General features: G+C 41.3%; 6 protein-coding genes. 5 read left to right on the top strand and 1 reads right to left on the bottom strand.

The features are described 5' to 3' along the window. Window positions 1-192 precede the first annotated feature (192 nt). Window positions 193-792, bottom strand: a complete 600-nt coding sequence (locus tag H575_RS07310) for a hypothetical protein (protein WP_042700138.1) — start codon at window positions 790-792, stop codon at window positions 193-195. Window positions 793-1,122: 330 nt separating this feature from the next. Here H575_RS07310 and H575_RS07305 point away from each other — a divergent pair, with 330 nt between their 5' ends. From H575_RS07305 to H575_RS07285, 5 genes are all read left to right on the top strand, one after another. Then, the gene (locus H575_RS07305) at window positions 1,123-1,389 is read left to right on the top strand and encodes a hypothetical protein (protein ID WP_042700134.1); all 267 of its coding nucleotides are present in this window, start codon (window positions 1,123-1,125) and stop codon (window positions 1,387-1,389) included. A 638-nt stretch (window positions 1,390-2,027) separates the two neighbouring features. Beyond that, complete coding sequence (gene drmA, locus H575_RS07300) at window positions 2,028-5,867, top strand: DISARM system helicase DrmA (RefSeq protein ID WP_042700130.1); 3,840 nt, start codon at window positions 2,028-2,030, stop codon at window positions 5,865-5,867. 2 nt (window positions 5,868-5,869) lie between these two features. After that, window positions 5,870-7,681 (top strand): DUF1998 domain-containing protein, encoded by a 1,812-nt coding sequence (gene drmB, locus H575_RS07295; protein ID WP_042700127.1) that lies wholly within the window; start codon window positions 5,870-5,872, stop codon window positions 7,679-7,681. Then, window positions 7,681-8,157 (top strand): phospholipase D-like domain-containing protein, encoded by a 477-nt coding sequence (locus H575_RS07290; RefSeq protein WP_042700125.1) that lies wholly within the window; start codon window positions 7,681-7,683, stop codon window positions 8,155-8,157. The genes drmB and H575_RS07290 overlap by 1 nt, the downstream gene beginning before the upstream one ends. Next, window positions 8,154-11,162 carry a hypothetical protein gene (locus H575_RS07285; RefSeq protein WP_042700122.1) on the top strand — a complete coding sequence of 1,003 codons (3,009 nt, stop codon included), beginning with the start codon at window positions 8,154-8,156 and terminating at the stop codon, window positions 11,160-11,162. Before H575_RS07290 ends, H575_RS07285 begins: the two co-directional genes overlap by 4 nt. The last annotated feature ends 6 nt before the right edge of the window (window positions 11,163-11,168 follow it).

Raw genomic sequence — 11,168 nt, 5'->3', positions numbered from 1 at the left:
CCGTTTCGCTTCGCTCACTTGTTCACAAACTTTCGGTTTGCTCCCCGTTTCGGGTCTTCGACCCTCGCTTGTTCACAAATCAGAGATTTGCTCTCCGCTTCGGGTCTTCGACCCTCGCTTGCGTGCCGGTTTTTCTTTCATTGTACCGATTCTTTCACAAAGAGTACGTGGAATATTTCATCATTCTATGGGTTACCTGTAAAAATCCTCTCTTTCCAGGGCGATACGTTCGGGGATTATTTTTTTCCACGTGTTTATGGCTCTGAGCGTGGATGCGCTCAATTCCCCGGAGAGCACGAGTTTGTCCCGCTGAAGGGAGATAACGAATTGGTCTGAGTCTTTTGTACAGGTAAGGTTGGTTATCCAGGTGCCAAAGATCGTCGTAGTTTCAGCCAGGCCGCCATTCCCATACGTTCTTCTTAGTTCTTCGTCGGTCAGCATGTGATCGACGGTTTGGATGTAATCGGTTATGTTATCTGTTTCGACTGGAAGAGTTTCGGTCTGTTTACATGTTACCGGGTCAAAGTATCCGATTTCCGTGGTATAGAGACTATCTGTGATTTTTACTGAAGAGAGATCCAGAGGGTTTTCTTTGTATAGGGAGTCAAGTATATCCTCATACGTCGTCATCTGCAGGATAACGTCAGGATGGGGTATTTCGTATGCGCTGGTTTTTGTGTCGTCGGGTACTCCGGTCACAAGAACATACCCGATCAGGGATACGAGGATAAGAAGTAAAATGCCAATGACGATCCAAGGAGCTCTATTTTTTTGATCAGTTTTTTCTTTCATGGTATCACCTGAAGTTGACTGAATGATTCATCTGAGATGTATTAATGATTTTGATTGCCTGACATGGGACGTTTTTTTGCATTTTTTGTACGGTATCTCTCTGAGTGAGAGCGGGTTTTTTCCGTTTTTTGGGGGCATTATCGCTTCGCAAATCAGAGATTTGGTCGCAAGGCAAAGCCTTGCTCGGCTAAGATCGCCGGCTGAGCCGTCGATCCGCCTCAGCTGAGGCCGCTCCTGCGGAGCAACCCGCCACCGCGCGGTCAGGGGTTTATAATGCGTGACGTCTTAGGTTGTTTATGTGTTCGGGGATACCTGGGCAGGAGATACGTTATGATGAGTGATATTCCGCCGACGCTGCAGGATAGATTGAAGCCGCTGTTTTTTCAGAAGGATATGTATGCGGATAAGTTATGCCAGACAGGGAAAGATATCCGAAGAGTGCAGCTCGAACTAATGAAAACTGCGGGGGCGTCGAAAGAGACTCTTCTCCGTTCGCAGCGGCTGATCGACGGGACGCGGGTTGGACGCGGAACGCGGACGACCTCAGCGGAGGCGGGGACCTTTAGGTCCCTTAGCGGAGGCGGGCCGTCCCTTTAGGGGCGGGCTCAGCCGAGCAAGTCGATAGACTTGCGACCAAGTTTTCGAAGGAAACTTGCGACTGCGGGTTGGATGCGAGCGAAGCGAAGCAGACTACCCGAAGGGGTGACCTTTCCGACTGTGGGTTGGTGGAGAGTCGACGATCTTAGCCGATTTTTTTCTTTTCGATTTCGCGTATTAGCTTGTTTTGGATGGTACAATTCATCACACGAAATGCACGAAAAACACACAAAAACACGAAAAAGAAAAAGATGAGAAAGGGTGGCCCTCTTAAGTGCCCTCCCCCGTCCCTCGCAAGTCTATCGACTTGCTCAGCTGAGGTCGTCCGCTTTCAGCGTCCAACCCGCCCACACCAAAAAGCACCAACTCGCAAACCTTCGGTTTGCTAGGCTGAGGTCGTCGACTTCGTCGCCAACCCGCCAACGAAATTCACGAAAAGGGGGACAGGGGCGGAGAGAGGGGGAATGATGTGAAAAGGGAGCGCACAATTTTCGGTACTTATTTATTGCTAGATTCGGATAAAAAATCAGATAATGGATAAACAGGCTGGTTTCATGGCAGATGCCTAATAAAATCGTCTTCACAAGAGAGAAAAGAGTAGGAATGATTATATTTGCCAAAAAGAGAATATATCAACCATGAACGGATTACGCAGAGAATACATTAATGAATTACTCAAGGATTTACGAGGACCAAGACTTGGGGTATATGAGCTGATCTCTGCAAATCCATCCGAAGAATATGTTACAGGTATTATCGTCCCACCAACCCGGATATCAGAAGATCTGATAAATACCCCGGATGTTGAGTTGACCCGGGACATCATTGAAAATACAGATCCAAAGTATCTGGTCAATGATGATGAGTATGAAGAGGAACCAATCTATTCGATCCCAAATGAATTAAATCCAAAAGACCCTCCCAAATCATTCGGACTTTCATTCCTTGTTTCCGGAGATAATCCTATCCTTGATGTATGTGTTTCGTGGGCACGTTACCATGCCGAAAGTAAGATAGTGGATGATGATACTTCGAAAGGATGGAAAAGAATCCCATATCTGAAATTCTGTGAAGTAAAGATAAATAAACCAGGACAACAGGAATTGACTATATATTCCGAAGAAGACGGTGATGTCAAGCTGGTTGTAAGGACACTGCCATCTTCAGGAACTCCCACTTCACACCACGTTATAATATCACTTGTAAACAGGATGCTAATTCCACCCCCGCCTAAAAACAAAGAGATAAAAGAAGAAAGATCTCTGTTTCAACCATCTATTCGTGTAAATATCAAAAATGGATTATTATTACCAAATAAAATACATGTTGAAGACGGTTTAAGCTATGTTCATAGAGACCTTGCATCATATGCACGAGGATATATGTGTGCAGCCGTCTGGAAAGACGTCGACTATTATGATCAGGTTGATGTAAATTTATTGTGGCCGGAAAATGAAATTGATCCGGAAAAAACAAAACCATATGTAAACTGTGATGTCAGAACTGAATTTTTACCTCTGATTGCCCTTTCCTCTCCTGACCTTGACTGGCCGGCAGGTTATGAAAAACCCGAGTTATCAACTCAGAAACTATCAGAAGCATGGGATCCAAAGCTCTTATCAGGATATTTACAACCACTTATCGATTCATATTCCAAATGGGTTGAACAAAATAAAGTCAAACTTGTCTCCCGGGTTTCAGAGTATTCAGAAATAGAAAAGAACATTCTTAATGCTCAGACGATCTGCATTGAAAGAATTAAAGAGGGAATTGATTGTCTTATCACGTCAGAAGATGCAAGACTGGCATTTTGTTTTGCTAACAAGGTATTGTGGCAACAAAACCTATGGAAATCCAGACAGAAAAATCCGGATAGTACACCGGATTTTGTATGGAGGCCATTTCAGATTGCTTTTTTCCTGACATGTATCGAATCCCTCTACAATCCTGAATCAAAAAACCGGGATACAATGGATTTATTATGGGTCTCTACCGGAGGTGGGAAAACTGAAGCTTATCTTGCAATTATGGCATTTACTATCTCATTACGTAGAATCCGGGCAAAACCCATCGCCGGGGAAGATAATGCCGGCAACACCGGAGCCGGGGTCTCAGTAATTACACGATATACTCTCAGACTTCTGACGGTTCAACAATTCAGGCGTACACTTTTAATGGTTACTGCTGCAGAATATCTCCGGGTCATGAAATATGGCAACCTTCATGGATGGAGACCTGAACAATGCCCGGTTAGGGGAGACTGGATCTATGGTAGAGGTCGATTCTCAACAGGTATGCTTGTAGGCGGAGATGTCACACCGAATCACCTGAGAGATTCCGGAAAGGACTTGAGAGGTGCAATTACCGCTCTTGAAGGAAAACATAGAAAATCCGAACCCGCACAGATTACCAAGTGTCCGGTTTGCGGTGAGTGTTTATCTATTCCTGAAGCGGGGCTTCCACCGGGCGAACACCATCTTCACATTGTAATCCATACAGAATTAAAACGGGATGAACTGAAAAAAATCCTATCCACATATCACGTGGAATTGGAAGATATGAGCATGACGTGCTCGGTAGCACGAAATCTATTTACTCGATCAGAAAAATCAGGATATCACATAATTAATGTAAAATTATATACAAATTCACCAAAAAATGATGAGCAAATTGATCAGATTATAAGAAAGTTCATCGGAGATCGTGATTCTGAAATTATGGGGGAGTGCGTGGCTTTCAGACCATCACGTCCGGGTTATTTCCCAGCCCCATCATTTGGTAAGTCATCTGCTTCTCCGGACTTTGAGATCTACTGTCCGAATCCTGATTGTGATTTAAACGCTTCTCATGAATGGAGTGAGGAACTTCCAATAAATAGTGAAAGAACGAATCCCTTTTTCAGGGAGAAATGTATTCCTATTCCTGCATATACGGTAGATGAACAGATTTTTCACCGGTGTCCTACTATCCTCATATGCACAGTTGATAAAATAGCACAATTCGCTTTTGAACCACGTGCCGGCTCTATTTTTGGCAAAGTAAGATATTTCAACCGTTATTATGGATATCTACGGGGATCTGAAAAGGATAGCCCGTATATGCCGAAACATCATTCAGCCGCTGCACTAAAACCTGAAAACTCAGTTGAGACTGTTCAATTCCTCCCACCCGATCTTATCGTCCAAGATGAATTACATCTGCTTGAAGGACCATTGGGAAGCATGTTCGGGTTATATGAAGTAATGATCAGGGCATTAATAAAGGAGAGCGGCGGAAGACCAAAATATGTCTCATCATCAGCTACCGTGAACCACGCCGAAAAGCAGATCAAAGCTCTATTCAATACACCAACACAACAATTTCCGCCGTATGGATTACAATATGAAGATAGTTTCTTTGTCCGATATACTACTGATGCAGCATGGGATGCTGAAGAACCGGGCAAGGTGTATATGGGAATCTTCTGTCCGGGTCGCGGGGCACTCACTCCGGCTATCAGAGTATGGGCACGTCTTTTGAAAACAGGGAAAGATAATGAAACAGACACCTTCATCAATAATTTCTGGACAATTGTTGGTTATTTTAACTCGATTCGTGAGTTAGGGGGTATCTGCTCACTTTACAGGGCAGATATAGTTGAACGGCTGAGTCAGATTTCCGGAGATGATAACAGACGTGATCTTGAACCGGACAATGCAGAAAAAAGTATCGAGTTATCCGGGAGAATAGATTCCACATCTATTCCCCAACTTCTTGAGATGCTCGAAAACGGAGGGAAGCGTGATCATCTGGAAAACCATGATGCAATTTTTACCACGTCTATGTTTGGTACAGGTGTTGATATTCCACATCTGTCATTAATGATCGTGAATGGTCAGCCAAAGACAACATCACAGTATATCCAGGCAACCGGGCGTGTGGGACGTAGACACGGGGCATTGATTCCGGTTATCTACAAACCCGGAAAACCACGTGATTTAAGTCATTATGAAATGTTTACCGGATATCACAGACAGATGAATCTTGCAGTTGAACAGGTTTCTGTTTCCCCCTTATCAACAGGATGTCTTGAGAGAGCCCTGGCCGGGATAATGGTTGCATATCTCAGAAATTCTGCTAAAACTCAGGTTTCCTGGGAAAATAATGATGGGCATTTAATACAGCAGGAAAATGCCAGAGCAGAGTTCAAGAACTTTGTATCACTGTGTAAATTCTGTATTTATGATTGGTCTGAATCTATTGCAGATAATCTTTGGTCCCAATTCGAACTTTGGGAAACCAGATCCAAAAACTATAGCGGCGAACTCCCATATAGTGAGTTTGCCCCCTACTCGAAACCAAAGAAATGTGTAATCCTTGGAAATCCTGCTCACCCCCCCTACGAAAAAGCTCATGATAGTGATAGTGTGTGGTCGGTTTTCAAAAATGTACCAACTTCACTGAGAGATGTTGAAGATACAACAAACTTAGGAGTGTAAAAATGGCAAATATATCTGACACTCAACCGATTCGGAGATCCTCATTTATCTTTACCTATGGTCCGGGAGCGGTTATTGAAACGAAAAACGGACCCAGACTGATTCCATCAATGAAAAACGGGTTGAAATATTACTGGGATACAAATATGCTGGATCGTTTTGAGATCAGTGATGTACGATTGTGTCAGTATCTGGCAAAATCTACAGAATCCGCGGATAAATGCCGAATATTTGCATTACCATCAAATGCTGAACTGGGGCTTCCGGAAAATAAAGCAGTATATGTAACCAGAATCTTCCCGGAATGGCAAATCTGCTATAATCTTCAGGGGCATAAACATCCCGTTCTCCATAAAGAGGGAAAATGTCCGGTTTGTGGACGTTCTGATAAAAACAGCGCTGTCAGATTTGTGGCTGCATGTCCGGAAGGTCATCTGGATGAAATCGATTGGTCTTATGCAGTTCATCACGAAAGATCCGGATGCTCATCGAAAGTCTTTGACTGGATTGCCTCCGGTTCTTCGTTGGCATCCATTAGAATCAGATGCAGGAGTTGTAATAAGGAGACCACAATGCAGGACATATACAGGATGGCTCACAAATGCAGTTCAAGAATACCCGAGAAGGAAATGTTGTCTGACAAAAATGGCGCTTCGTCAGTTTATGGCCAGCCTGAAAGAAACTATGATAAATGCGATAAGAAGATGAAAGTTGTCCAAAGACAGTCGGTATCATTAAGGATTGCTGATATAGTCACACTTCTCACGATTCCTAAATATGATGATGATTTTTCCCGGATCCTGCAACAAAGGTCACTTAAATTAATTCTGGAAACAACAATTGCATTATGCCCGAAAGACAATGATCTCACAGCTGACACTCTAATTGGGCGCATCCACTCACTCCCTAATATCTCTTCAGAATCCAAAAGCACAATAATTGAGGCAATCAAAATAGACGGACTTGACGCATTTTTAAATAAACTTAATGGTTCAGATGAAATACAACATTCATTTATTGATATGATCAACGAAGAATTCCGGTCGTTGCTTAATGAAAATGGAAAAACCGGGTCAGTAAATTTCAGGATGGGGAAACTTCACCCTCTTCCAAAGACGACACAACTCATTCCGGAACTGATGATAGGACGGGTAAATAAAATACGGACTGTTACGGTTCAAAGAGGATACCGGAGGTTAATGAATAACCAGGAAATAAGTCCATCCAAGATGATCTCTATTGCAGAAAAAAATGGGGAAATGTTCTGGTTCCCCGGATTTGAAGGATTTGGAGAGGGTATTTTCATCCATTGTAATAACAACTCCCTGAATGATATTCCACATGGCGCTGCATACAAAAGCTGGTCGAACTTCACTCCGGATAAAACACAGATTAATTCAGACTGGCTTGAGGTCTGCTCAATTCCGGAGTTTGTCTGGATGCACACCTTATCTCATGCATTGATCCGATCAATATCTGAATTTACCGGTTACTCTGTTGCTTCAATCAGGGAGCGTGTGTATTATGATAAAAAGATGAATGAAGGGGGGATTCTAATCTATAATACTACTCCGGGAGACGATGGTGGAATGGGGGGATTAACTGATATTGTGGATTCCTTCCAGAAAATAATGAAACGTGCTGAAGAATTGATCATGATATGCTCTAATGATCCATTGTGTCATGATGTAAAACGGGAAGGAAAAATGGTTAACGGATCTGCATGTTATGGTTGTCTCCTTATTTCTGAAACATCATGCGAACATGGAAACAAATGGCTTGATCGTCATATATTCCTCGATGGTACTGAGTAATGAATAGTGATATCATCCCGGTAGCTACCGGAGATAAATGGATTGGATATGGGGTACGTTCTTCATCATCAGTGATTAGAAACCTGATTCTGGACGCAAAAAAGGAAGTAGTTCTGACAGCATATATACTCACTAATCAGGAAATAGTATCACAAATAAAACAGGCTCTGGATCGGGGAATTTCAGTTATTGTCTACATGTACATAGACAGGAATCCTAATTCATTTCAAATAACCAAAGCAGTTACCCGGTTATATGATTTGAAGGAGGAATATCCATACCTAAAAATAATCGAAGTCAGAAATGTTTTGCTTCATGCTAAAGTTATCATTTCTGATGGCCATAGTATTTATTGCGGGTCTGCAAATCTGTCAAATACAGCACTTGAGAGTAATTACGAACTTGGATTCCTTGTTCGTGATGGGAATACTGCCGGGAAGATGTGTGACCTCCTTCAAAAACTGGAGGATACATGAGAGATTATTACAACACATGCGTGACTTGTCCGGAATGTCTGAAACCTTACAATTCCCAAAAGTTGGAAACTGCACCTCCATTAACCAAGCAGGATGATGGAAATTATTACTGCCCTAAGTGTCATGCAGAATTTGCTGAAAGTGTAGAACTTCGGGAATATTCCACAAAAAACACACCATTTGTCAACATGGAATCCGGAAAAATTCCAATATATAGGCATGTCCTCCTCAATACTATAGAGAGAGAATATGTGAATTGGATTTGTGAGGACCCAAAGGGGATTCATCTTATTACATGGCCCTGGAAAGATGTACGTTTTTTACCAATTGCACTAACGGAATATATAGAGCACCATCCTGATAAAAAAATTCTTGTTCTTGGAAACTATGGGAATTCTTCCAACATGGAAGTAAATGATCCGATCGAGATTATTTCACGAACATTTTTCATTGAAACAGACGATGATCCAATTAACACCGACTGGATAAAAATCAATAAAAATGACCTTAAGTCCAATATTTATCATAAGATAGACGTAATTCATGTAAAAAGAAAGAAATACGGTTTGAATAATAGACCAATAGAGTGTACGTGTAAGAAATCATTAATCAAATGCAAAAATGCTATGATTAAATATCTTGAAGATGAGTATGGAAAAGAATCGATACGGTCCGTAACTCAGGCACGGAAAAACTCCGATAAAAAATCACTATATCATGAGAATGGAATATGGGATCTTACATTTACGGAACGCACTGAGTGGTCTGGAAAAAAGTTTTCATATAAGGTTTCATGGATGAAAGAAGTTCTTGCTCATTCAGATTCAGTAAGATATTGTAAGGATATTTTAAAAACTGCAGTTTATACAGGACAGGATGCCGGTGTGGACAATCAGAATGCCAATCTCTATATTCTGAGTCCGGATGAAGATACAAGCATGAAACCTGGTGTAATCTTTGATACAATCAGAAATCTGAATCCTGATCTGACAATTATTACCAATCCGGACACGTATATCGCAGATATAAGATATTCCGGACAGGCAAGCCGGCATATGCTGGATTTCCTGAAATCCACTTCATCATCTGTTCTTTTATTTTCCACAGAACCTGAATACAGGCAGTATTATCAACTTGATCAGGAAACGAATGTTTTTTCCTCACTTCCGGTAATCATTCAAACTCTGGATTCAGATCATGTTCTTAAAGAATTCAGAAAAAAAACATCTGAATCCCCGGAACTTCCATCACCCATATCATCAGGGCAAATACCTGCTTCAAAACAGGATAAAGTTCAAATTCGATACATTTCGTATTTACCAGAATTTTATCAGGCATTTTCTGAACTACTAAATGACAAATCAGACATATTTATAGCTGTTTTCGGGTTTTTTATCCGAAGTCTTTTGGCATCCCCGTTGAAGATTAAGGATGAACGCCATTCCCTGTCGTTTGTGGCACGGAAATCATTTCAGGATCCGGGTTTCAGTTATGACTGGATTAATGATACATTGGCAGAACGGATTTCTGATGGGAAAATACCGGAATCTGTTGGAATTTTATTTAAAGAATTGATTGAAAAATATTATTTCCCTGATAAAAATCCATTACGTGATTTGTTTATCGAAACAGCAGAACAAATTCTTAAACTTGAGCCCGAAAGTAATGTAATATTCGTGGTCAGTCCGTTTGAGAAAAATAGTTTTCAAAAAATTATTGACGAGAATAAGATGGTTCAGTCATGGAATCTGAAAGTATCCTGTTGGAGCCGGCTTTCAGAGGAATTAAGTAAAAATGACAAAGATACCCATACATATGTAATTTCATCCAGATATCCATCAATGTCATATAAATTAGGGGGATCCCCGATCAAAGAATTTATATTTATCAATGATCCTTACGGGATTCAACACATCAAAGAAATTCTGGACAGAAGACTTCTTGAACACATTGTCCGTCCGGTTATCCATCCATCAGAGAATCAGCAGATACCACCCTGTCTGCAGGATATCCTTGATAAAATTCCATTGGAAGATGCAGAAAAATCGGAGGTAATTCTTGAAGAATATTACCGGGATGAAGATATAACTGCATTTAAATCAGACAGGTGTGTTCCTAATACATTACTACCTGCATCCGGTGATGACTCAGAAGAGGCAGTAACTTTTGGAACAATAATTCCGGAAGGAACTACTATTATACTTTGTGTAGATGGAAATGGAAGAGGTTTGTTCATCCCGATGGATACTAACGTCCTTATCCTGAAAGAGAGTCTATTTGATGATATCAGAGTTGATAACTCCTTGACCCAATCGAAGTTGGCTGAAACTCTCTCAAATAAAGACATTGTTATTGGAAAAACAAACCTTTACTCCTCGTTCAGAGGGATCTTCTTCCGTTATATGATGGAACATCAGAATGACATTACATTTGAGCGTGGACCTTATAGCTGGAAAAATTATAAAGCGATGTACTTCTATTCGACTGCGTGGATCCGTTATATTCTCAAGGCAATTGAATTCATTCACAAATCGGGAAATTTAAGTCAGGATGAGGCGCAGGAATATGTTCTTCAGCTTCTTGCCAGTGCCGGATTAACAGCAAAGGATCCAAATACCATCAGATTGTGGTTACATCACATCGATCGTGTTCGGATTGATCAGGTTTGTTATCATCTGTACCGAACAGAACATCCATTCAGGATGTCTGATGTGAATCGTATTCACGAAATACTAAAAAAGTATGTTTCGGATGCTGAGAAATATGATTTGGAAGAATCATATAATGCCGCTTTGCATATTCAGGATATGCGGGTAAAAGTATTGAAAGGTGGTAAATCTCTTGAAGACAAGGCTATTAGAAAAATCTATGACGGGCTGAAAAAAGAAAGAGCTGCAATCCTCAGCAATGCCGACATTTTCCATCCGATTATGGTAAGACGGGAAATTCTTCATAAACCAGTCAATGCAATGAAAATTACGAATAATTACCAGGAATATCTCTAAGGTTGA

The sequence above is a fragment of the Methanocorpusculum bavaricum DSM 4179 genome, assembly GCF_000430905.1.
In the GTDB taxonomy this organism is placed as follows: domain Archaea; phylum Halobacteriota; class Methanomicrobia; order Methanomicrobiales; family Methanocorpusculaceae; genus Methanocorpusculum; species Methanocorpusculum parvum.
This window is presented reverse-complemented; position numbering and strand designations above follow the sequence as displayed.

What these genes read in the sequence shown, in the direction of transcription:
- H575_RS07310 (WP_042700138.1), bottom strand. Translation starts at nt 792, where the DNA reads ATGAAAGAAAAAACTGATCAAAAAAATAGAGCTCCTTGGATCGTCATT.
- H575_RS07305 (WP_042700134.1), top strand. Translation starts at nt 1,123, where the DNA reads ATGATGAGTGATATTCCGCCGACGCTGCAGGATAGATTGAAGCCGCTG.
- drmA (WP_042700130.1), top strand. Translation starts at nt 2,028, where the DNA reads ATGAACGGATTACGCAGAGAATACATTAATGAATTACTCAAGGATTTA.
- drmB (WP_042700127.1), top strand. Translation starts at nt 5,870, where the DNA reads ATGGCAAATATATCTGACACTCAACCGATTCGGAGATCCTCATTTATC.
- H575_RS07290 (WP_042700125.1), top strand. Translation starts at nt 7,681, where the DNA reads ATGAATAGTGATATCATCCCGGTAGCTACCGGAGATAAATGGATTGGA.
- H575_RS07285 (WP_042700122.1), top strand. Translation starts at nt 8,154, where the DNA reads ATGAGAGATTATTACAACACATGCGTGACTTGTCCGGAATGTCTGAAA.